The following is a 21,989-nucleotide window of genomic DNA, read 5'->3' as shown; positions in this document are numbered from 1 at the left end:
AACAAAAAAAGCGCGGCCAGGCCGCGCAAAGGATAACCAAAAAGTTAACCGGTTAGCGTGCTGATTTACGGCCATAAACGGCCCAGGTCAGCACCACGCAAACAATGTAAAACACAAAAAAGACTTTCATCGCGCCCGCAGGCGACCCGGTCAGCGCCAGCGATGTGCCAAACGCTTTCGGAATAAAGAACCCGCCGATAGCGCCGATGGCGGAGATAAACCCAAGCGCCGCCGCCGTGTCAGTCGCTGCTTCGCGCATCGCCTGCTCGTCGCTGCCGCCTTGCGCTTTCACGCGATCCATCGTGAGCTTGCGGAAAATCACCGAAATCATCTGGAAGGTGGAGCCGCTTCCCAGCCCGGCCGTCAGGAACAGCGCCAGGAACACGCCGAAGAACGCCGCGAAATTTCCGCCCGTGCCGCCGGACGGCAGCGTGACGAACAGCAGCCCGCTGAACACCGCCATCAGAATAAAGTTCACCAGCGTTACGCGCGTCCCGCCCAGACGGTCAGAAATCGCCCCGCCCGCGGAGCGCGCCAGCGCGCCGAGCAGCGGCCCGAAAAACGCGAAATGCATTACATCCACCTGCGGAAACTGGGTTTTCGAAAGCATCGCAAAACCAGCCGAGAAACCGATAAACGAGCCGAACGTCGCCAGATAGAGCAGGCTCATCACCCACAGGTGGCCGCGTTTAAGCACCGGCAACTGATCGCGCAGCGACGCTTTCGACGCCGCCAGATCATTCATGCCAAACCACGCCGCCAGCGTAAACACGGCCAGGAACGGCACCCATACCCACGCGGCGTTTTCCAGATAGAGGCGCGTGCCGTCATCCTGGGTGACGCCTTCGCTGCCAAAGACCGCGAAGATGGAGAGCGAAATCGCCAGCGGCGCGACCAGTTGCATGACGCTGACGCCGAGATTGCCAAGCCCGCCATTTATGCCAAGCGCCCCGCCCTGTTTCTGTTTCGGAAAGAAAAAGCTGATATTCGCCATGCTGGAAGCGAAGTTCGCCCCGGCAAAGCCGCACAGCAGCGAAATGATAATAAACGTGCTGAACGGCGTGGAGGTATCCTGCACCGCAAAGCCCAGCCATACGCACGGGACAATCAGAATGCCGGTGCTGAACGCCGTCCAGCGACGGCCGCCGAATACCGGCACCATAAAGGAGTACGGCACGCGCAGCAGCGCGCCGGATACCGACGGCAGCGCGGTCAGCATAAACAGCTGATCGGTGGTAAAGGTAAAGCCCACTTTATTCAGATTTACCGCCACGGTGCTAAACAGCATCCAGACGCAAAAAGCGAGCAGCAAACAAGGCACGGAGATCCACAGGTTGCGACGCGCGGTGCGCTGGCCCACATGCTGCCAGAACTGGTTGTCCTCGGGCCGCCAGTCGGTAATCAACCCGCTTGTGGAACGTGCCGCAGCGGAAGAGTCACTCATAAACACCTCAAACATTAAGGGAATACTGCCGCCACGATAGAGCCTGCCCGCGCGCTTAAGTTGATGTAAATCAATGGATATTCGCTCTGTTATGCGCGCAAAAAATCGCCTTACCCCTCAGGGGGTAGGCTTAAACGCTAAAAAAAGTGTGGTTTTTCAGGCGCAGCGGCGTCTCCCGGGCAGGGGATTTACAATGGATGACGTGAATGGCAATAAAGGAGTAATCCCCTGTGGGTATGGGTATACTCCGAGGGATAACTGAGAATAGGTTCCCACGCTTGTTCCGACGCCCTGAAAGGAGTGTGCATCGCCATGCTGAAACGACTCTTCTCCCCGCTCACCCTCGCCAATCAACTGGCGATGATCGTGCTGCTGCTCGCCGGTCTCGGCATGGGCGGTATGGCGCTTGCAGGGTGGCTGGCGCAGGGCGTTCAGGGCAGCGCGCACGCCATTAACAAAGCGGGATCGCTGCGTATGCAGAGCTACCGCCTGCTCGCGGCGGTGCCGGTTGGCAATACGCAGACCGCGATGTTTAACGAGATGGAACGCACCGCCTGGAGCGACGAGCTTGAACAGGCGGCGGTCCGCGACGGCCAGCAGGCGGCGCTGCAATCGATTCAGCGCTACTGGCGTCAGCATCTTTCACCCTCGCTGCGCGACGCCCGCTCGCCACAGGAGGTCAGCGCGCAGGTAGCGCAGTTTGTGGGGCAGATAGACGCGCTGGTCAGCGCGTTCGACAGCTCCACCGAGCGGCGCATCGCCCAGGTCGTCATGCTGCAACGCGGCATGGCGCTGCTGATGGGCCTGCTGCTGCTCTTCACCCTGCTATGGCTGCGCCGTCGTCTGCTGCGCCCGTGGCGTCAGTTGCTTGCCATCGCGCATGCCGTCGCCCATCGCGATTTCAGCCAGCGCGCCAGCGTCTCCGGGCGTGATGAGATGGCGACACTGGGCCATGCGCTCAACAGCATGTCCGCCGAGCTTGCCGAAAGCTACGCCAGCCTTGAGCACCGGGTACAGGAGAAAACCGCCGGGCTTGAGCAAAAAAACCAGATCCTGTCGTTTTTGTGGGAGGCGAACCGCCGCCTGCACTCGGATGTGCCGCTGTGCGAGCGCCTGGCGCCGGTGCTGACGCGGCTGCAGAACCTCACGCTGTTGCGTGATATCGCGCTGCGCGTCTACGAAGTGGATGACGAAGAACATTACCAGGAGTTTGTCTGGCAGCCGGACGAGCGCTGCGACGAAATCGGCTGTCACCTCTGCCCGCGTCATCTTCCCGCAGAGAGCGAAACCGGTACCACGATGAAATGGCGTCTTGGCGATACCCACACCCAGTACGGCCTGCTGCTGGCGACGCTCCCCGCCGGCTGCCACTTAAGTCGCGACCAGCAACAGCTCATCGACACGCTGATGGAGCAGCTCACCGCAACGCTTGCGCTGGAGCGGCAGCAGGAGCGCAAACAGCAGTTACTGGTGATGGAAGAGCGCGCCGCCATCGCCCGCGAGCTGCACGACTCCATCGCCCAGTCGCTCTCCTGTATGAAAATGCAGGTGAGCTGCCTGCAAATGCAGGGCGAGGCGTTGCCGGAGGAGAGCCGCGCGCTACTCGGTCAAATCCGCAACGAACTCAACGCCTCCTGGCGCCAGTTGCGCGAGCTGTTAACCACATTCCGGCTCCAGCTTAACGAGCCGGGGCTGAAAGCCGCGCTGGTGGCGAGCTGTCAGGAATTCAGCGCCCGCCTCGGCTTTACGGTGACGCTCAATTATCAGCTTCCACCGCGGCTGGTGCCGTCGCATCAGGCCATCCATCTGGTGCAGATAGCCCGTGAGGCGTTAAACAACGCCTTAAAACACGCGCAGGCCAGCGCGATTGATGTCAGCGTGACGCTGCATCAGGGCCAGGTGCGGCTTTGCGTCGCCGATAACGGCTGCGGCCTGCCGGAAAACGCCGGGCGCACCAATCACTACGGCCTCATTATTATGCGCGACCGCGCCCAGAGTTTGCGCGGCGACTGTCAGGTACGGCGACGGACAGAAGGCGGCACCGAAGTGGTGGTGACCTTTATTCCCGATGCGCCGTTTTCTTCCGTACCCGCTCTTGTAGAAGGAGAAGTTCATGAATAACCCGGAACCGGCAACCATCCTGCTGATAGACGATCATCCGATGCTGCGCAGCGGCGTAAAACAGTTGGTCAGCATGGCGCCCGCCATTACGGTGGTCGGCGAGGCCGGAAACGGCGAGCAAGGCATTGAAATGGCCGAAGCGCTTGACCCGGATCTGATCCTGCTTGATCTCAACATGCCTGGCATGAACGGCCTGGAAACGCTCGACAAACTGCGCGAAAAGGCGCTCTCGGGCCGCGTGGTGGTATTTAGCGTCTCTAACCATGAAGAAGACGTGGTGACGGCGCTCAAGCGCGGCGCCGACGGCTATCTGCTGAAAGATATGGAGCCGGAAGATCTGCTCAAAGCGCTGCAACAGGCGGCAGCGGGCGAAATGGTGTTAAGCGAAGCGCTGACGCCGGTGCTGGCCGCAAGCCTGCGCGCCAGCCGCGCAACCTCGGGCCGCGATGTCTCCCAGCTCACGCCGCGCGAGCGCGATATCCTCAAGCTTATCGCTCAGGGCCTGCCGAATAAAATGATCGCCCGGAAGCTCGATATCACGGAAAGCACCGTTAAAGTGCACGTCAAACATCTGCTGAAAAAGATGAAGCTCAAATCGCGCGTCGAAGCAGCGGTCTGGGTGCATCAGGAACGCATTTTTTAAGGCGTCGGCGCCAGCAGGTCATAGCGCGAATCGTCCTGCGGCAACGTCTGCACCGGCGGGGTCAGCTTCAGGGTTATCCAGTTTGACGTCACGCGCTGGCCCTGTTCATCCTCGACGGTAACAGACAGCCGCCAGCTATTGGTGGCCCCCGGCGTGTTATCCCACGCGGGCATGATCACCGTCCAGCCGTCGGCGCTGGTGCTCTCCAGCGGCGGCGTCAGGCTCAGCGCCTGAGTATCGCCCTGCCAGGAGAGCTGGCGAACACCGTGACGGCTGCGCACCTGCAGCTTCAGCGCCACCGTTTCGCCCGCGCTCAAATCCCAGGGCGGCGTCGCCAGGAACACGGACAGCGTTTTACGCTGGCGAAACTCCATCACCGGCACACTGGTGCGCTCCACGCGATCGTAACGGCTGCCGCGCAGCGAGCGCGACGCCGCCACTTCTCCGGGCGACAGCTGTTTATTCAGCGGCACGCCGAAACGGTAATTCAGCTTCAGCCCCAAATCGTTCTGGCTCACGCCGCTCTCCCCCTGGCGGTGATGCGCGCTGACGGTGACTAACGGCACCGGGGTATAGCTCAGCCCCACTTTTACCGCGACCGGGTTATGGTAGCCGGTGCCGCTGTCGAACAGTTCTACCTGGTCGCCGAAATATTGCTCAAAGCTCACGCTGGTGTTGATGTGCTGATAAAACGGCAGATACGCCTGGGCGGTGACGTCATACCCGCGCGCCATCCGCTGCTCCAGCAGCCCGTTGCGCGGCTGCCAGCCGCCGAGCGGCTGATAGTAGTTGGCGGAAAGGCGCAGATAGTCGCCCCACGCCTCTGCGCCAAAACCGGCGCGGGAGGAATCGTCGTCAAAGAGGCGATCGTAAAAGGTGTTATAGCCCAGCAGCCAGTGTCCGGCGGCCCAACGCTGGCCGATTCCCGCGTTGCCTACCAGCCCCTCGTTCTGCTGGCTGACGCCAACCTGGCTCCACGTCAGGTAGCGGTTGTTATCCTGCCAGGGCGTGAACAGCGAGCCGCTGCTGCCATTAAAATTTCCCTCTTCGTCCACCAGCAGATCCACCGTCGCGCTGCCGTAAGGCGAAAGCAGGCTTTCGGCCTCGCTGGTGATAGTATCGCTGACGGCGTCGCGCAGGTGGGTAAACGCAAAATGGCGCGCCTGCTGGCCTGGCGAGAGCGTGCTGTCAGTCTGGCTCGCCTCGCCGAAGGCTTTCGCCATACGCGCGAGATGCTTTTCCGCCGCGTTATTCTCGGGCGCGATGCCGAGATCGGGCAGATTATCGCCATTTTCATCGAAGGGATTTTGCGCCTGACGCACGTAGTCGTCGCTCTGGCTGGCCGGGTATCCACGGACCGGCAGCAGGGCGGCGGTAAAAAATGAAGGAAGAACGACTAATAACCACCGCATCACGTATGAAGTTTTCTCTCCTGGACCGGTTTTGCCGGAAATTGTACACATCTGTACAGTATACCATACCGCGTTCCCCGCTCCCGACAAGCGCTGGCGCCGCTTTTAAGGATAATCCTCAGCCCGTTTGCGCCCGGTGCGCTACGCTTAATATTCCCACCCTGCGTGAGACACGCCGATGAAACAAACGCTGCTTGCATCCCTGCTTGCTGTTGCCGCCTTTAATGTTGCCGCGGCGGACGACGGTATTTTTATATTGCAGTCCCCGTCGTTCGCCGATAACGGCATGATGGAGAAAAAATTCGCCGGTAATGCGAAGCAAAACCCCAACTGTACCGGCGAAAACCAGTCGCCAGCGCTTATCTGGAGCCACGCGCCGCAGGGCACGACCCGCTTCGCGCTGATCGTTCACGATCCGGAGGGCGCGAAGGGGCTTGGCGTGACGCATCTGGTGGCCTATAACATTCCGGCCACGACCACTGGCCTTGCCGCCAATGCGCTCACCGAGGGAAAAGGCTTCACCGGCGGTAAAAACACGCCCGGCACCACCGCCTGGCACGGCCCCTGCCCGCCGCCCGGCAGCGGCGCGCACCACTACACCTTCACGCTTATCGCCACCGATCTGCCGGCCGACCTACCGCCCGGCCTGACGCGCGACGAACTCTTCACGAAGCTCAAAGGGCACGCGCTCGCCGCCACCGGCCTGATTGGCCGCTTCGGGCAGTAACGCCCTCTGCGCCAGCAGCGCTTTCAGCTCCGGCACGCAGGAGCCGCAGTTGGTGCCGCAGCGCAGGGTTTCACCCAGCCTTTTCGCGCTGTCGCACCCGCCGGCAATCGCAGCCCGGATAGCCGTCTCGCCGACGCCAAAACAGCTACAGATAATGCGCCCCTTCGCGGGCGCGTTGTGTGCCCTTCTTCCGGCAAGCAGCGCATGACGGGCCGCAGGTGTTCCGGGCGGTTCGCTGAACGCCGCCGCGATAGCCTCTGTTTCCACTACCGGGCAGCGGACGGCGCTGTAAAAGGCCAGCATCAGCGCGCCGTCGCGCCACGCCAGCGCATGAAAATGCCCCGCTCCTTCGGCGTACTGCATCTGCCAGCCCTCGTGTTCGGCCAGTTCGCGCAGCCAGCGTTGCGGCGGCAAACGGCCTGCCAGCGTGACATGCGCTCCTCCTTCCCACGCCCGACGCCACCACAGCATATCGGGCGCGAGTGTCGGCAGCGCGCGGCAAAACAGCTCGCCCTGCCAGGCGGTATGGCGTTTTTGCAGGCGCACGGCGGTCTGTTTGCTCTCCGGCTGGCCGGAATGCGGACAGCAGACCGGTGCCACCAGCGTATTCACCCGCCCGTGGCTCGCAAAGCGCGCGTTCCAGTGCATCGGTGCAAACAGCGCGCCCGGCGTCTGCGCATCACTGAGCGCCGCCCAGCCCACCATAAACCCTTGCACGGATGCCACTTCCACCAGGTCGCCTTCGCTGATGCCAGCACGCGCCGCGTCATCCGGATGCACTGACACGCGCGGCAGCGGCTGATGCTGCATCAGCCGCGCCACGCCGCCGGTGCGGGTCATCGTGTGCCACTGATCGCGAATGCGCCCGGTGTTAAGCCACAGCGGATAAGACGCCCCCGGCCGCGCCTGCGGCGGCGCTGGGGTCACGGCGACCATATTGAGCCGCCCGCCACGCCAGCCTGCGCCCGTCGCCAGCAGACGCGGCGTGCCCTGCGGCTGCTGTGCAGTCACCGGCCACTGCACCGGCGCGAGCGCGTCATACTCATCACAAGTCAGGCCCGAGAGAGCGCTGATGTCAAACGCCCGCGCGCCGTCGTTCTCAAACCCCGAGAGCGCCGCGTGTTCGCAGAAAATCTCGTGAGCATGCTGCCAGGCGAACGCCTCGCCATGCCCCAGACGGCGCGCCATCTGCGCGACCATCCACCAGTCCGGGCGCGTCTCGCCGGGCGCGGGCAGAAACGGACGCTGGCGTGAAATGCGCCGCTCGGAGTTGGTCACGGTGCCGTTTTTCTCGCCCCAGCCCTGCGCGGGGAAGCGAATATGCGCGAAAGCCGCCGTGTCGGTCTGCGCGGTAATGTCGGAGACGATCACCAGTTCGCAGCGCGCCAGCGCCTGGCGTACCGCATCGCTGTCCGGCAGCGAGACCGCCGGGTTGGTGCCCATGATCCAGACGGCTTTTACCTCGCCGCGCCCGATAGCGTCGAACAGCTCCACCGCCATCAGGCCGGGCGTCTGCGCGATGCGCTCGCTGCCCCAGAACCGCCCGAGACGCGCGATATCCGCCGGTTCGAAGGCCATATGGCAGGCGAGCTGGTTGGCGAGCCCGCCCACCTCGCGCCCGCCCATCGCGTTCGGCTGACCGGTCAGCGAAAACGGCCCGCAGCCGGGCCGCCCGATCTTTCCGCTCGCCAGATGCACATTGATGATGGCGTTGCATTTATCGCTGCCGCTGGAAGATTGATTAATGCCCATTGTGTAGAGCGTCATCGCCGTAGGCGCGCTCAAAAACCAGTCGTAAAAGCACGCCACATCCGCGTCCTTCAGCCCGCAAAACTGCGCCACGCGCGCCACGCTCCAGTCGCGCGCCGCCGCCAGCGCCTGCGCCTGACCGTCGAACGTTTCCGGCGCAGGTCTCCCGGCCAGCGCATTCAGCAGACCGACAAACAGCCCGGCGTCGCTGCCAGGCGCGAGCGCCAGATGCAGATCGGCGATATCGCAGGTGGCGGTGCGTCTGGGATCGATAACCACGATTTTCATCGCCGGGCGCGCCTCTTTCGCCGCCGCGATACGCTGATAGAGCACCGGATGCGCCCAGGCGGCGTTGGAGCCGACAAAAATCAGCAGATCCGTCTGCTCGACATCGTCATAGTTGCATGGCACCGCGTCGGCGCCGAACGCCCGCTTGTAGCCCACCACGGCGGAGGACATACAGAGCCGTGAGTTGGTATCGATATTCGCCGCGCCGATAAACCCTTTCATCAGCTTGTTGGCGGCGTAGTAATCCTCGGTCAGCAGTTGTCCGGAGGCGTAAAACGCCACCGCCTGCGGGCCATGTTTCTCGATAATCGCGCTAAGGCGCGCGGCAGCCGTGTCGAGCGCGGTCTCCCATGACGCCCGTTCGCCGTCGATTTCCGGATAGAGCAGCCTGCCCTCCAGCCCGGTAGTTTCGCCAAGCGCCGCGCCCTTGACGCACAGCCGCCCGAAATTCGCCGGGTGCTGCGCGTCGCCGCGCACGCTCACCGCGCCACTCTCGTCGCGCTGCGCCACCACCCCGCAGCCAACCCCGCAATACGGGCAGGTAGTATGGACCCCGCTCATGACGCCTGCGCCTGTAACAGCAGCGCCTGGCCCGCGACCCACACTTTGCCGCTCTCTATTTTTACCGGCCAGGCGCGCACCGCCTCGGCAAGTCCCTCCACGAGCCGCCCGTCGCGCAGCCGGATGCGCTGTTTATAGAGCGGTGAAATCACCACCGGCTCGCCGCCGACATCGCCCAACAGGCCGCGCGAGAGCACGTTGGCGTCGCTGCCTGGCTCAAGGTTGTCGAGCGCGTAAACGCGATCGCCAAAGCGGAACAGCGCGATTTGCATCTCGCCCAGCCGCGCGCCAATCCCTGCCTGCGGCGGAATATCCTGTACATCGCACACCGCCTGCCACGGGCGCTCCGGCGCACGCGGCGTCACCGGTTGCACCACATCGACCGGCTGCGGCTGCCCCCGAAGCTCGCGGCGCTGCACCGCTTCATCCGGTTGATCGCTGTTGACATAGGATCGGAACAGCGCCAGCCGGTCGGGGCTCGCGAGCGTGGTCTGCCACTCGCACTGATAGCTCTCCACCACCTGCGCCATTTCACGCTCCAGCTCCTCGCCGATGCCGAGGGAATCGTCCAGGATAACCTCGCGCAGGTAGTCGATGCCGCCTTCGAGATTATCCATCCAGGTACTGGTGCGTTGCAGGCGATCGGCGGTACGGATGTAGAACATCAGGAAGCGGTCAATGGTGCGCAGCAAGGTCTCGCGGTCGAGATCGCTGGCAAAGAGATCCGCATGGCGCGGCTTCATGCCGCCGTTGCCGCAGACGTAAAGGTTCCAGCCTTTATCGGTTGCGATCACGCCCACATCCTTGCCCTGCGCCTCGGCGCATTCGCGGGTGCAGCCGGAGACCGCCATTTTGATTTTGTGCGGCGCGCGCAGCCCCTTGTAGCGGTTCTCCAGTTCCACCGCGAGCCCGGTCGAATCCTGCACGCCGTAGCGACACCAGGTAGAGCCGACGCACGATTTCACCGTGCGCAGCGATTTGCCGTAGGCATGGCCGGTCTCAAAGCCTGCCGCCACCAGCTCCGCCCAGATAGCCGGGAGTTGTTCAAGCCGCGCGCCGAAGAGGTCGATGCGCTGACCGCCGGTGATTTTGCTGTAGAGGTTATAACGCTTCGCAATCTGGCCGATGGCGATAAGCCCGTCCGGCGTTACTTCGCCCGCCGCCATGCGCGGCACGATGGAATAGGTGCCGTCTTTCTGAATGTTGGCAAAGTAGCGATCGTTAGTGTCCTGGAGCGGCAGATGCGCCGGTTTCAGCAAATATTCGTTCCAGCAGGAGGCGAGCACCGATCCCACCAGCGGCTTGCAGATTTCGCAGCCGTGGCCCTGACCATAGCGGCTGATGAGCTGTTCAAAAGTGCGGATGTGGTTAACGCGCACCAGGTGGTAGATCTCCTGGCGCGAGTACGGGAAGTGCTCGCAGATATCTTTTTTGACCGCCACGCCCTGCTGTTCGAGCTGGTACTCCATCACCTGTTTTACCAGCGCGCTGCAACCGCCGCAGCCGGTCGCCGCTTTGGTGCAGCTTTTGACCGCACCCATGTCGGTCGCGCCGCCCGCCACCGCCGCGCAGATATCCGCCTTGCTGACGTTATGGCACGAGCAAATCTGCGCGCGCTCCGGCAGCGCCGCCACGCCATGGCCCTTCGCGGGCGCGCCCTGGCTTGCAGGCAGGATCAGCGTCTCCGGCTCAGCAGGGAGCGTCATGCCGTTGAGCATCATCTGTAACAGCGTGGCGTATTCACTGCTGTCGCCTACCAGCACGCCGCCGAGCAGCGTTTTGCCGTCCGCCGAGACGACGATTTTTTTGTAGATCTGCTTCGGCCCGTGGGTCCACTGGTAGCTCTGGCTGCCCGGCGTGCGTCCATGCGCGTCGCCGAACGATGCCACCTCAACGCCGAGCAGCTTGAGTTTGGTGCTCATATCCGCGCCCCGGAAGGCCGCCGCCTCGCCCGCCAGCGTCGCGGCGGCGACGCGCGCCATCTGATAGCCTGGCGCGACCAGGCCGAAAATTTTGTTCTCCCATAGCGCGCATTCGCCGATGGCGAAAATGTTTTCATCGCTGGTCTGACACTGGTCGTTGATAACAACACCGCCGCGCTCGCCCGTGGTCAGCCCGGCGGCTTTCGCCAGAAGATCCTGCGGGCGGATGCCTGCTGAAAAAACAATCAGGTCGGTATGCAGGCTGTCGCCGTCGGCAAACTGCATGGTCAGGCCGCCGTCCGCCTCGACAATCGCGGTCGTGGATTTACTGGTATGCACGCTGACGTCCAGCGCCTCGATTTTTTCACGCAGCATCGCCGCTCCCGGCGCGTCGAGCTGCACCGCCATCAGTCCCGGCGCGAATTCGACCACGTGCGTTTTCAGCCCCAGTTGTTTAAGCGCGTTCGCCGCCTCCAGCCCCAGCAGCCCGCCGCCGACCACCACGCCGCGGGTGGCGTGCTGCGCGCGCTCGCGGATAGCGTCGAGATCGTCAAGCGTACGGTAGACGAAACAGCCAGGCAGATCGCGCCCCGGCACAGGCGGCACAAACGGCCAGGAGCCGGTGGCGAGCACCAGTTTATCGAAGTGCGTTTCATGGCCCTGCGCGTCGCGCACGGTCTGCTGCGCGCGGTCGATGGCGACAATCTGGCAGCCGGTACGCAGTTCAATGCCGTTCTGCGTGAAGAAATCGCCCTGCACCATCGAGAGCGACTGCGCGCTGCGCCCGCCGAAATATTCCGAGAGATGCACGCGGTCGTAGGCCGCGTAGCGCTCTTCGCCAAAGACGATGATATGAAAACGCTCATGCAGCCCGGCGTTAACGCACTGCTCCAGAAAATGGTGTCCAACCATGCCGTGGCCCACGACCACCAGAGTTTGTTTCGTCATCGTTTCACATCCTGCAGCCGCGGGCTGCGGTTCATCGGTTTCATCAAACAGCAGCCCGACGCTTGCGCGAAGCGGCTGCCCGAAGTGATTCATCAGCGCGCCTGCGCTGTCCGTATCGCCATACAGCAGCACGCCGGCGAGCCTGTCGTCTTTGATAATCAGGCGTCGGTAATGCCCTGAAAGGGGGTCGAGACTTATCAGCGTCTGCACGCTGGCATCGGGTTCGACCACGCCCGCGCTGAACACCGCAATGCCAGTCACCTTGAGCCGTGTGCCGCGCTCGTAGTAACTAAAACGCGCCGTCTCCCCGCAGAGCCTGGCCGCCAGCACATCCGCCTGTTGCAGACAGGGCACCACCAGCCCCCACGTCTGCGCGTTGATTTCGCAGCATTCGCCAACAGCGCTTACCTGCGGGTGCGAGGCGCGCAGCGTGTCATCCACCACAATCCCGCGCTGACAGCGAAGCCCGGCAGCCTGCGCCAGCCCGATGGCCGGACGTACGCCGGTCGCAATCACTACCCGCCCGGCCGCTATGGTTTCGCCATCGGCGAGCGTCACGTTATCGGGCGCGATGCGCGTAATGCCGCTGCCGGTCACCACGCGAATACGGCGCGCGCGAAGGCTTTCCGCCAGCCATTCGCCCGCCTGCGCATCCAGTTGCTGCTCCATCAGCCACGGATGACGATGCACCAGCGTGACCGTCGCGCCCTGGCGCGCCAGCGCTGCGGCGGCCTCGACGCCGAGCAGGCCCCCGCCCAGCACGACGGCGGGGCCAGACGCGGCGAGAATGGCCTCGACATCCGCCAGCGTGCGAAAGGCGCGCACGTGCGGCAGGTCGCGGCCTTCAATGGGCGGAGTAAAGGGCGTCGAGCCGGTGGCGAAGACCAGCTCATCCCAGGGCAGCGTGCGGGCCGTCGTGGTTACCGTCCGCCCGGCAAGATCCACCTCTGCCGCCCGCTCGCCGGTTAATAAAGTGACACCGTAACGGTGATACCACTGCGCGTCATGCAGTTGCGTCTGCGCGGCGGGCGTTTCGCCGCTCAGCACGGGCGAAAGCAGGATGCGGTTATAGGCGGGCAGCGGCTCTTCGCCGATAAGCGTGATGGCGAAGCGCTCAGGCGCGCGCGCCAGCAGTTGCTCAACCAGACGCACCGCCGCCATGCCGTTGCCGATAATCACCAGTCGTTGCGCCATCGCCGCTCCTTACGCCGCCTTCGGCTGTTTTTCGTAAAGGAAATGGAGGATCTGCTGGCGCATCTGGTGGTAGCGGCTGTCATCCGCCAGCTGTACCCGGTTGCGCGGACGCGGCAGATTGACCTCCAGCACCTCGCCCACCGTGGCCGCCGGGCCGTTGGTCATCATCAGCACACGGTCGGAGAGCAGCACCGCCTCGTCGACGTCATGGGTGATAAGCACAATGGTGGTGTTAAGTTCCTGCTGGATATGCATGACGGCATCCTGAAGGTGCGCGCGGGTCAGCGCGTCCAGCGCGCCGAAAGGCTCATCCATCAGCAGCACTTTCGGCTCCATTGCCAGCGCCCTGGCAATGCCGACGCGCTGCTTCATGCCGCCGGAGATTTCGCCAGGGCGTTTGTTGAGCGCATGCCCCATCTGCACCCGCTCCAGGTTGTGGACAATCCACTCCCGGCGCTGCGCTTTATTCATGGTTTTGCGAAAAACCTGGTCCACCGCCAGCGCCACATTGTCGAAACAGGTCAGCCAGGGCAGCAGCGAATGGTTCTGAAACACCACGGCGCGTTCAGGGCCGGGGCCTGCGATTTCGCGGTTATCGCACAACAGCCCGCCTTCGCTCGGCAGCGTGATCCCCGCGATCAGATTGAGCAGCGTCGATTTGCCGCAGCCGGAGTGGCCGATAAGGCTCACGGTTTCGCCCGCATTGATGTCAAAGCTGACGTTTTGCAGCGCCAGAAATTCGCCGCTGGCGGTGTTGAAGCGCTGGCTGACGTTCTGTACCTGAATAATCGGTTTCATGTTCGCTCCTTACTTGTCCTGCCAGCTGAACCGCCGGGCGATAAGCATCAGCCCCTGCTCCAGCAAAAGCCCCACCACGCCGATAATGACGATGGCGATGAGGATGTTTTCCACGTTGAGGTTGTTCCACTCGTTCCAGATCCAAAAACCGATGCCAAGGCCGCCGGTCAGCATTTCCGCGGCGACTATCACCAGCCAGGCGATGCCGATGGAGAGCCGCACCCCGGTAAGCACCGCCGGCAGCACCGCCGGAAAGAGAATGCGGCGCATCACCGTCCATTCGGAGAGTTGCAGTACCCGCGCCACGTTCAGGTAGTCTTCCGGAATACGCTTCACCCCGTCGGCGGTATTGATGACCATCGGCCAGATAGAGCAGATGAAAATCGTCCAGCTTGAAGCCGGCTCCGCCTTCTGAAACAGCAGCAGGCCGATAGGCAGCCAGGCGAGCGGACTCACCGGACGCAGCAGCGCGATGAGCGGATGAAACATACGGCCCAGAAAGGTGAAGCGGCCAATCAAAAAGCCGAGCGGAATGCCCACCAGCGCGGCGAGGCCAAAGCCCACCGCCACACGGCTGAGCGACGCCAGCACGTTCCAGCCGATGCCCTGATCGTTCGGCCCTCCGTTATAGAACGGGTCGGCGAAGAGCGTCAGCGCTGAGTCGAGCGTGCTGAGCGGCGTGGGAAAGCCTTTGGTGGTCATAGCGGCGATTTGCCAGGCGATCACCAGCAGCGCGAGGCCGAGCAGCGCGGGCACGACATGGCCTGCGATCGCGTTGAATCGGGCAGCCAGCGGCGCGCGGCGTTTACGCACCGCCACGCGGGGCATCACAATCACTTCACCGGCGGGCTGGGCTTCCGGCGCGCTCACGGTCTGTTGCAGCTCTTTCATGGTTCCCCCTTAACGTTTCATGGCAAAACTGTTGGCGTAGGCCGCCGGCGCCTGGCCGTTCCAGACGCTGCCGTCCATCAGGCGACTGGTGCGCAGCGGTGATGCAGGCAGCGCGATATTGCCCACCGCCTGCGCGGCCTGTTGATAGATGTCAGTGCGGTTGATGCGTGCGGCGATGGCCGCGTAGTCCGGATCGGTTTTCAGCAATCCCCAGCGGCGGAACTGGGTTAAGAACCACATGCCGTCGGAGTGCCACGGGTAGCTCACCTCGCCGTCCCGGAAGAAGCGCATACCGTGGTCGTCTTTCCAGCGTTTTCCGGCGCCGTCGTCGTACTCGCCGAGCATGCGTGGCGTGAGGTATTGCGCTTTGGTGTTGAGGTACGCGCGTTTCGCCAGCACCTGCGCGGTTTCGCGCCGGTTGTCGTCCGAGGCGTCTATCCAGCGGGCAGCCTCCAGCACGGCTGCGGTGAGCGCGCGGGCGGTGTTCGGGTTCTGCTCCACCCAGAGGCGGCGGGTGCCGAGCACTTTTTCCGGATGATCCGGGAAGATGCTTTGTGAGGTGGCGGCGGTAAAACCGATGCGGTCGTTAATGGCGCGGGCGTTCCACGGCTCGCCGACGCAAAAGCCGACCATATTGCCGATGCGCATGTTCATCACCATCTGCGGCGGCGGCACCACCACGGTGCGGATATCGTTGAAGGGATGAATGCCCGCCGCCGCCAGCCAGTAGTAGAGCCACATCGCGTGGGTGCCGGTCGGAAAGGTGTGGGCGAAGGTGTAAGCGCCAGGCTCGCTTGCCGCGATAAGCGTTTTCAGCGCGTCGGGCGTGGTGATGCCTTTATCGAGCAGATCGGCGCTGAGCGAAATCGCCTGACCATTCTGGTTGAGCGTCAGCAGGTTCGCCATCGGCTGCGCCTTACCGGCGATACCCAGCTCCAGCCCGTAGATGAGACCGTAAAGCGCATGCGCGGCGTCAAGCTCGCCAGAGACCAGTTTGTCGCGCACCGCCGCCCAGCTCGCCTCTTTGCTCGGCACAATGCGGATACCATATTTTTTATCGAAACCTTTAAGCGCGGCCATCACCACCGGCGCACAGTCGGTGAGAGGAATAAACCCGACGCGCACGGTGTCGAGTTCCGGTTTGTCGGTGCCTGCGGCCCAGACGCTGCCCATTAGCCCCGGTAACAGCATCGCGCCGCTAAGCGCCGCCCCGGCCTGCAAAAACCTGCGGCGGGAAAGAGAGAATGACGAATGGCTCATGGCTGCTCCTGAAAATAAAAAAGGCGTCCGCCAATGTCCGAAGACATTGCAGGACGCCTTTATCCTTCCGGTAAGCCCGCCGCCGTTGGCGAGCCGCCGAAAATGTTTGTCAGGAAGAGTTAAGCAAGGGGTGTGCCAGGTTTAAGGGGTGGCATGTTGGGTAATCGTACGTCACGGCGTCAATGTGGGGGGTTTTGCTCCGGCTTAAAAAAATCGGCCGCGCCGTTTCACCGCAGGCCGGGACGCACCGGAGGGACCCGGTGCGAGGGCATGACAATACAGGGATGTATTGTCATGCCCGACCCGTGGCCGGAGGGAATAAGGCACGGCTTCCCCGCAGGGGCGATTTTCTGCCGGGAGCCGGGATTGCAAAGGGGGCGGCGGCGAGCCCCCTTTGCACGTTCGCGTGAGGAAAAGGCACATATAAGCGCAGCGTGATGGCGAACGGAACGATTTCACTGCCGTTGCATATTTCCCGTCAACGCGGCCCCGAAACCGGGCGGTGGGTGCGCTTCGCTTACCCACCCTACAACCCGCCACGGCAACCTGTATTATCATGCCTTCGCACCGGGTCCATCCGGCGCGGCCGATTTTTTTAAGCCGGAGCAAAACCCTCCGCTCCGACGTTAATTCTGTGTAGGACGGGTAAACACCGCTCCATCCCCTGCCCCATAACCATGCATAAAATGCCCGGTTGCTGTGCATCTACTCCTTTTGGGTGACGGGCCAGAGCCGGGCGACCGCCAGCATCGCTTCGGCAATTTCCACCATCCGTTTATTCTGATCCATCGCCAGCTTGCGCAACTGGTGCCACGCCTCCTCCTCGCTAAGCTGCTGATGGGTTATCAATAAACTTTTGGCGCGCTCAATGAGCTTGCGCTCCTCAAGGCTTGTCTGTAATGAGGCGAGCTGGCGCGTCAGCGACTCCACCTCGCGGGCCTGCTGGCGCACCAGCGGTAAAAGATGCCGCTCCAGCGCCGGAGCATCCATATCTCCCTGCTGGCGCGCGCGGCGGGCCAGCAGGGCCTCCGGAGATTCGCTGACGTTATCCTGCGCCAGCAACCTGCGTGCTTCCGCCAGCAGCGCGGCGATAAGCGCCTCTTCGATATCCCGCAGCGCGTCGAGCCGCGTGGTTTGCAGCGCAAACCAGCGCACCGCCCGCGCGCCGTTGTCGTTATCCGCAGGCAGACGCGTGCAGGCGAGCCGTCGTAATTGCTCCAGCTCCAGGCCCGCCTCGCCGTGACGCCAGTAGCCTTCGCGAATCTCCGCCGCCGCCAGCGATAAAAAAGTCTCAAAACAGCGCTGCTGCCCGTCAATGCGATCCGCGAGCCGCTGACGCAGCGGTTCGCTGAACGCGCCCTGTGTAAAGCCGATAGCGCCAATGGCACGTTCCTGACCTGTCAGCTCCTTCCCCTGCATAAAGCTGTAAAGGGCGGTCAGCGCGCGGGCGAGCGACGCCTCATCCACGCTTTCGCTCGCCTCCGGCACCAGATTCAACAGATGACGAATCGCCAGGTTAAAGCCCTCCATCGCCTCAAGGGGTTCTGTCTCACGCGCCAGAATGCGCGCGCGAAGCGCTGGCAGTTGTTCGAGCTGCCAGAGCGCGCAGGCCATGCGCCAGGCGAGCAGGCTACCTGATGAGGCCAGCGGCGGGGGCGCTTCGCGAAACGCCGCCACGCGCTGGTCGGTCTGCGTCACGCAAAACTCGCGTTCGCGCGCAAACAGCTGCCCGCCGGAGCAGAGCCAGATATTGGACGCGCCGCGCTCGCGCTGTAGCATATGCACCAGATGGCTTATCTGACTTGCCCATTCGCCCACGCTTAACCACGCCTCCAGCTGGCTGCGCGCTCTTTCACGGGCGAAACGAAACCACGCCTGCGCATCTTGCGCCGGTCTGGATGGTGTTGCCATCGCTCACTCTCCTGTTATCGCCTTTACAGGAATCAAGCAATAACTATGCCTTTATGGCAAAGGAGTTCCGGATGCAAACGATCGTGATTATCGCCAACGGCGCAGCTTATGGCAGCGAATCGCTGTTCAACTGCCTGCGTCTTGCCATCGCGCTGCGAGAACAGCCGCAGGCGCCTGCGCTGAAGCTGTTTTTGATGTCTGACGCCGTGACCGCCGGCCTTCGCGGCCAGAAGCCCGCCGAAGGCTATAACATTCAGCAGATGCTTGAGATCCTCACCGCGCAAAATGTGCCGGTGAAGCTTTGCAAAACCTGCGCCGACGGGCGCGGCGTGAGCGCCCTGCCGCTGGTGGATGGCGTTGAGGTAGGCACGCTCGTGGAACTCGCCCGATGGACGCTTGAGGCTGATAAAGTCCTGACGTTCTGATAATCACGCAGGTGTAATAATATTTACTTATTCGCCTGCGTCGTCCATCAAGTCCCTGCCGTGTGTGCCGATATTTACCTTAAAACCCATAACAACAAGCCTGTCCCAACAACACACAACACATACAACACACAGCAGGGTAAACGCCTATGTTAACGTCGATTCGCGCGCGCATCATCGCAGCCACCGCAGGCTGTCTGGTCGGCGCGCTGGTACTCAATACCATCATGAACTATCAGGTCACGCGGCTGGATAACCAGCAGGCGAGCCTTAATACCCTGAAAAGCACCAGCGCCAGCCATAATCTGGCTATCGCCGACTGGGTGAACAGCAAAACCGCCATGATCCGCTCGCTCGACACCGTCGCGCTGGGCGCAGACCCCGTGCCGGTCTTCACGCAGATGGCGAAAGCGGGCGGCTTTATGAACGTCTACGCCGGTTATGCGACCAAAACCGCGAAGTTTTCCAACCCGGAAGGTGTTCCGGCGGATTACGATCCGACCATTCGCCCGTGGTATCAGCAGGCGGTGAAAGCTGACGCGCCTGTCGTGACCGCGCCGTATGTGGATGCGGGCACCGGCAAGCTGGTCGTCACCTTCGCGGTGCCGGTGAAGCAAAACGGCACCGTTGCCGCCGTGGTCGCGGGCGACCTTTCAATGGACAGCGTGATCGCCAACGTACGCAGTATTCACCCCACCGAAAACAGCAGCGGCTTGCTGGTCAATGAAGACGGGACGCTTATCGCTGCGAAAGATCCGGCGCTGACCTCTAAACCGTTTGATAACGCGGTGTCAGGCGTCGCATTTCGCGAACTGAAAACCAGCGATACGGCGCTTGACGGCGACATCGGCGGCGCGCCAAAAGCGCTGCTGGCGACACCGGTGCCGGGCACCCAGTGGTATCTGGTGGTGGCGCTCGATGAAAGCGACGCGACCTCCGGCATGCGCGCGCTGCTTAATACCTCCGCCATTTCGGTGCTGGTACTGCTGCTTATCACCGGCGCGCTGATGCATTTCCTGGTAACGAAGCTGTTAAAACGCCTGTTGATGATCCGCGACGCGCTGGTGGCCATCAGCAGCGGCACCAACGATCTGTCGCAGCGTCTGCCGGAAAATGGCCGCGATGAAGTGGCACAGATAGCCCACGCCTTTAATGCCTTCTGCGACAAGCTCGCGGGCGTGATGGGCCAGTTGCGCGACGCCAGCGCCTCGGTGAAAGTGGCGGCTAATGAAATCGCCGCGGGCAACCAGGATCTCTCCGGGCGCACCGAACAGGCCGCTTCCAGCCTGCGCGAAACCGCAAGCGCGGTGGAGGAGATTACCGCGTCGGTGGCAAACTCGACGGATGCGGCGGCCCAGGCCAACAGCCAGGCGCAGAGCGCCACGGATGCCGCCTCGCGCGGCGGCGAAGTGGTGTCGAAAGCCATTTCAACGATGCAGCTGATTGAAACCGCCTCGGCGAAGATTGGCGATATCACGAGCGTTATCGACGGCATCGCCTTCCAGACCAACATTCTGGCGCTTAACGCCTCGGTGGAAGCGGCGCGCGCCGGCGAACAGGGCCGCGGCTTCGCGGTGGTGGCGGGCGAAGTGCGTAACCTCGCGAGCCGCAGCGCCCAGGCGGCGAAAGAGATTAAATCGCTTATCGACTCGACAACCGAGAGCGTGGCGACCGGCTCGCGTTACGTACGCCTTGCGGGGGAATCGATGGAGGAGATTGTAAGCAGTATCGGCAATGTCTCCGGGATTATGCGTGAGATCACGGTCGCCACCAGCGAGCAGATGAAAGGCATTCAGGAGATTAACCACGCGGTTATCCAGCTCGATCAGATGGTGCAGCAGAACGCCGAGCTGGTGGTGCAGTCCGCCGCCGCGGCAGGCGCGTTGCAGGGCCAGGCGGGCGAACTCGCCCAGACGGCCGGGCATTTCCGCATTTAATCAGGCGCAGGCGCGCATTCGGACATTTTCCGCGCGCCTGCCCGCCCCTTTAACGCACAATGTGATGAATATGGCGGCGAGACCGCCTTTTTTGATCAAAATCAGCGTTCAGCGCCTCTCGCTTTGGTGTTATTCCCGGAGTGTTTTGTGAACAGCCTCACGTTCGAAAGGCTGTCCTGACGGGATTTATCATTGACAGAGGGGTTTAAAATGGCGCGGGTAAAAGCAAGCCTGAAATTGTTTGGCGGAGATACGGTGGTGGTGCGCTGCTCGGCGAATTGCCACATTCATTTAATGAGCGCAGGCGAGCGTTTTACGCGCGCCGGGGCAGATATTTTAAGCGTCCAGAACCGCAACAGCGCATATATCAGCGTGCCTTACAGCGGCGTCTGGGATGTGCTTATCGACAGTCACAGCCAGACGCTGGAGCACTCCATCAGCTACGTTCCGGCCTGATTTTTGCCCCGGCGCCCGCCGGGGTTTTCACTGACGCCTTCACGACGCTTACGCAAACCCCGGTTGCAGCTCGCCGCTTTCCCCGCTGTCGCGCGCCTGACAGGCACGCACTTCAACCGCCAGCTCATCAAGCGACGCTTCGCACATGCCGAGCTTTTTCAGCTCCTGCTCCAGCGAGAAGAGATATTGCGCATTAGTGCCAAGCGGGCCGCTGGCGCGGGCGATAAGCGGCGCGATGGTCGCCGGACGGGTGTCGGCCTCATAAAGCGGATGGCTCGGATCCATGATAAAGACCAGCGCGTGTACGGTACGACCATCGTTGAGCGTGAGCTTACACCAGCCTGGCAGATAGCAGCCCGTGATCATCTCGCGCTTCCAGAGCAGGGTCAGCTCGGTTTCAAGCTCTGACTCAGGCAGACGATAGGCAACACCGGTTGTGGCGCCGCCCTCTTTAAGCGCCAGCATACGTCCTGGCTGACAGGCGCTGCCGCGCCCGGCGGTAAGCCGCAGGCAGAACGCGCGGTGCCAGCCGTTGAGCGTCGCGGCGCAGCGCTCTTCAAACACCATGGCCGGGTTCCACATGAGGGACCCATAACCAAAAATCCAGACCGATTCGTTTTCGGGACGACAGGCGAGCGTGGCGGCCAGTGACGCCGCTCGCTGCTCTGGCGTCCACAGTAACGATTCCTCAATGGCTCCAAAAGCCGTCTTACAGTCTGCTGTCATTAAGAAATCACGTGTTAACACCTTCTACCTCCACCACTGCTGCTTCCCTGCGATTTTAAGCGCCTTCAGGATCTTTTTATCGCTCAATCAGAAAGCAATTACGGGGTGACGATAGGGGATTAACGCGCCGCTGACAAGACCGCAGCAGCCTTTGCACCCCATAAAAAACTTATCGTTTTCCATACGGCGCGCAGGGTTAAGCTAAAGATGGAAGGGAATCAGGCGATTAACAACGCATTACTTTTTCTTATGCCATTTGTCGTCATCGCCTTTTTCGTACTCATGTTTGACCGCAGCCCACGCAACGCGGTGCGCGGTCTCTTCCCGACTGGCGTCGCCGCGGCGGTCGTCTTCGTCTTTATATTGATCCCAGGCGCTGTTAAACGCCTCTTTGTAGATATCCTGCGCATGGGCTGGCAGCACATTACGCACGTTATCGGGTAAATCGGTTCTTGATGAATAAGGCATGGCGCTCCCCCTTTTTCTGACCAAAACTTAAGTGTGGAACAGGATACGCATCCGCGCCAGCGGTAAGCGAAGCATTGGCGGTGAGATTCGCAATCGCCTGTTTGCTCA

The 21,989-nt window shown here is 62.3% G+C and carries 16 protein-coding genes; 6 read left to right on the top strand and 10 right to left on the bottom strand.

All coding sequences use genetic code 11. The features are described 5' to 3' along the window. Window positions 1-52: 52 nt before the first annotated feature. Complete coding sequence (locus BJP61_RS09945) at window positions 53-1,444, bottom strand: NarK family nitrate/nitrite MFS transporter (RefSeq protein WP_075193051.1); 1,392 nt, start codon at window positions 1,442-1,444, stop codon at window positions 53-55. 312 nt (window positions 1,445-1,756) lie between these two features. Here BJP61_RS09945 and narX point away from each other — a divergent pair, with 312 nt between their 5' ends. Beyond that, the gene (gene narX, locus BJP61_RS09940; RefSeq protein ID WP_075193050.1) at window positions 1,757-3,565 is read left to right on the top strand and encodes a nitrate/nitrite two-component system sensor histidine kinase NarX; all 1,809 of its coding nucleotides are present in this window, start codon (window positions 1,757-1,759) and stop codon (window positions 3,563-3,565) included. After that, the gene (gene narL / locus BJP61_RS09935; protein ID WP_007698510.1) at window positions 3,558-4,208 is read left to right on the top strand and encodes a two-component system response regulator NarL; all 651 of its coding nucleotides are present in this window, start codon (window positions 3,558-3,560) and stop codon (window positions 4,206-4,208) included. Before narX ends, narL begins: the two co-directional genes overlap by 8 nt. On the opposite strand, the gene BJP61_RS09930 is transcribed toward narL, so the two are convergent. Further along, a complete protein-coding gene (locus tag BJP61_RS09930; protein WP_171998226.1) occupies window positions 4,205-5,620 on the bottom strand; it encodes a YchO/YchP family invasin in 1,416 nt (471 codons plus the stop codon). The genes narL and BJP61_RS09930 overlap by 4 nt on opposite strands. A 178-nt stretch (window positions 5,621-5,798) precedes the next feature. Between BJP61_RS09930 and BJP61_RS09925 the strand changes: the two genes are divergently transcribed. Continuing rightward, window positions 5,799-6,347, top strand: a complete 549-nt coding sequence (locus BJP61_RS09925) for a YbhB/YbcL family Raf kinase inhibitor-like protein (RefSeq protein ID WP_161580210.1) — start codon at window positions 5,799-5,801, stop codon at window positions 6,345-6,347. On the opposite strand, the gene BJP61_RS09920 is transcribed toward BJP61_RS09925, so the two are convergent. From BJP61_RS09920 to BJP61_RS09895, 6 genes are all read right to left on the bottom strand, one after another. Further along, window positions 6,255-8,945, bottom strand: a complete 2,691-nt coding sequence (locus BJP61_RS09920) for a nitrate reductase (RefSeq protein WP_171998225.1) — start codon at window positions 8,943-8,945, stop codon at window positions 6,255-6,257. The genes BJP61_RS09925 and BJP61_RS09920 overlap by 93 nt on opposite strands. Next, entirely contained in the window at window positions 8,942-13,009 is a 4,068-nt protein-coding gene (nirB, locus tag BJP61_RS09915; RefSeq protein ID WP_171998224.1) for a nitrite reductase large subunit NirB, read from the bottom strand. The genes BJP61_RS09920 and nirB overlap by 4 nt, the downstream gene beginning before the upstream one ends. Before the next feature lie 9 nt (window positions 13,010-13,018). Beyond that, window positions 13,019-13,807, bottom strand: coding sequence for an ABC transporter ATP-binding protein (locus tag BJP61_RS09910; RefSeq protein ID WP_038862543.1), 789 nt, complete (start codon window positions 13,805-13,807; stop codon window positions 13,019-13,021). A 9-nt stretch (window positions 13,808-13,816) separates the two neighbouring features. Continuing rightward, window positions 13,817-14,698: a nitrate ABC transporter permease gene (gene ntrB, locus BJP61_RS09905; protein WP_171998223.1), complete on the bottom strand. Its 882-nt coding sequence runs from the start codon at window positions 14,696-14,698 to the stop codon at window positions 13,817-13,819. A 9-nt stretch (window positions 14,699-14,707) separates the two neighbouring features. Then, window positions 14,708-15,958, bottom strand: a complete 1,251-nt coding sequence (locus BJP61_RS09900; RefSeq protein WP_171998222.1) for a CmpA/NrtA family ABC transporter substrate-binding protein — start codon at window positions 15,956-15,958, stop codon at window positions 14,708-14,710. Between the two features lie 705 nt (window positions 15,959-16,663). Next, window positions 16,664-17,869 (bottom strand): nitrate regulatory protein, encoded by a 1,206-nt coding sequence (locus tag BJP61_RS09895; RefSeq protein WP_171998221.1) that lies wholly within the window; start codon window positions 17,867-17,869, stop codon window positions 16,664-16,666. A gap of 71 nt (window positions 17,870-17,940) precedes the next feature. On the opposite strand from BJP61_RS09895, the gene BJP61_RS09890 reads away from it, so the two are divergent. The 3 genes from BJP61_RS09890 (at window position 17,941) to BJP61_RS09880 (ending at window position 20,687) form a co-directional block, all read left to right on the top strand. Then, the gene (locus BJP61_RS09890; RefSeq protein WP_038862521.1) at window positions 17,941-18,294 is read left to right on the top strand and encodes a DsrE/DsrF/TusD sulfur relay family protein; all 354 of its coding nucleotides are present in this window, start codon (window positions 17,941-17,943) and stop codon (window positions 18,292-18,294) included. A gap of 149 nt (window positions 18,295-18,443) precedes the next feature. Further along, window positions 18,444-20,231: a methyl-accepting chemotaxis protein gene (locus BJP61_RS09885; protein ID WP_038862520.1), complete on the top strand. Its 1,788-nt coding sequence runs from the start codon at window positions 18,444-18,446 to the stop codon at window positions 20,229-20,231. A 210-nt stretch (window positions 20,232-20,441) separates the two neighbouring features. Next, window positions 20,442-20,687: a DUF1883 domain-containing protein gene (locus tag BJP61_RS09880; RefSeq protein ID WP_038862519.1), complete on the top strand. Its 246-nt coding sequence runs from the start codon at window positions 20,442-20,444 to the stop codon at window positions 20,685-20,687. A 48-nt stretch (window positions 20,688-20,735) separates the two neighbouring features. Here the strand turns inward: BJP61_RS09880 and BJP61_RS09875 are convergent, their stop codons facing one another. Further along, window positions 20,736-21,434: a gamma-glutamylcyclotransferase gene (locus tag BJP61_RS09875; RefSeq protein WP_038862518.1), complete on the bottom strand. Its 699-nt coding sequence runs from the start codon at window positions 21,432-21,434 to the stop codon at window positions 20,736-20,738. Window positions 21,435-21,650: 216 nt separating this feature from the next. Further along, window positions 21,651-21,881 carry a putative cation transport regulator ChaB gene (gene chaB, locus BJP61_RS09870; RefSeq protein WP_004388054.1) on the bottom strand — a complete coding sequence of 77 codons (231 nt, stop codon included), beginning with the start codon at window positions 21,879-21,881 and terminating at the stop codon, window positions 21,651-21,653. Window positions 21,882-21,989 lie beyond the last annotated feature (108 nt).

It is taken from the genome of Cronobacter sp. JZ38, assembly GCF_008932145.1.
GTDB classification, from domain to species: domain Bacteria; phylum Pseudomonadota; class Gammaproteobacteria; order Enterobacterales; family Enterobacteriaceae; genus Cronobacter; species Cronobacter muytjensii.
Note: the sequence above shows the minus strand (reverse complement) of the source record. Positions and strands in the feature narration are given on the sequence as shown.

Coding starts and splice junctions, on each gene's coding strand:
- BJP61_RS09945 (WP_075193051.1), bottom strand. CDS start 1,444: ATGAGTGACTCTTCCGCTGCGGCACGTTCCACAAGCGGGTTGATTACC.
- narX (WP_075193050.1), top strand. CDS start 1,757: ATGCTGAAACGACTCTTCTCCCCGCTCACCCTCGCCAATCAACTGGCG.
- narL (WP_007698510.1), top strand. CDS start 3,558: ATGAATAACCCGGAACCGGCAACCATCCTGCTGATAGACGATCATCCG.
- BJP61_RS09930 (WP_171998226.1), bottom strand. CDS start 5,620: ATGCGGTGGTTATTAGTCGTTCTTCCTTCATTTTTTACCGCCGCCCTG.
- BJP61_RS09925 (WP_161580210.1), top strand. CDS start 5,799: ATGAAACAAACGCTGCTTGCATCCCTGCTTGCTGTTGCCGCCTTTAAT.
- BJP61_RS09920 (WP_171998225.1), bottom strand. CDS start 8,945: ATGAGCGGGGTCCATACTACCTGCCCGTATTGCGGGGTTGGCTGCGGG.
- nirB (WP_171998224.1), bottom strand. CDS start 13,009: ATGGCGCAACGACTGGTGATTATCGGCAACGGCATGGCGGCGGTGCGT.
- BJP61_RS09910 (WP_038862543.1), bottom strand. CDS start 13,807: ATGAAACCGATTATTCAGGTACAGAACGTCAGCCAGCGCTTCAACACC.
- ntrB (WP_171998223.1), bottom strand. CDS start 14,698: ATGAAAGAGCTGCAACAGACCGTGAGCGCGCCGGAAGCCCAGCCCGCC.
- BJP61_RS09900 (WP_171998222.1), bottom strand. CDS start 15,958: ATGAGCCATTCGTCATTCTCTCTTTCCCGCCGCAGGTTTTTGCAGGCC.
- BJP61_RS09895 (WP_171998221.1), bottom strand. CDS start 17,869: ATGGCAACACCATCCAGACCGGCGCAAGATGCGCAGGCGTGGTTTCGT.
- BJP61_RS09890 (WP_038862521.1), top strand. CDS start 17,941: ATGCAAACGATCGTGATTATCGCCAACGGCGCAGCTTATGGCAGCGAA.
- BJP61_RS09885 (WP_038862520.1), top strand. CDS start 18,444: ATGTTAACGTCGATTCGCGCGCGCATCATCGCAGCCACCGCAGGCTGT.
- BJP61_RS09880 (WP_038862519.1), top strand. CDS start 20,442: ATGGCGCGGGTAAAAGCAAGCCTGAAATTGTTTGGCGGAGATACGGTG.
- chaB (WP_004388054.1), bottom strand. CDS start 21,881: ATGCCTTATTCATCAAGAACCGATTTACCCGATAACGTGCGTAATGTG.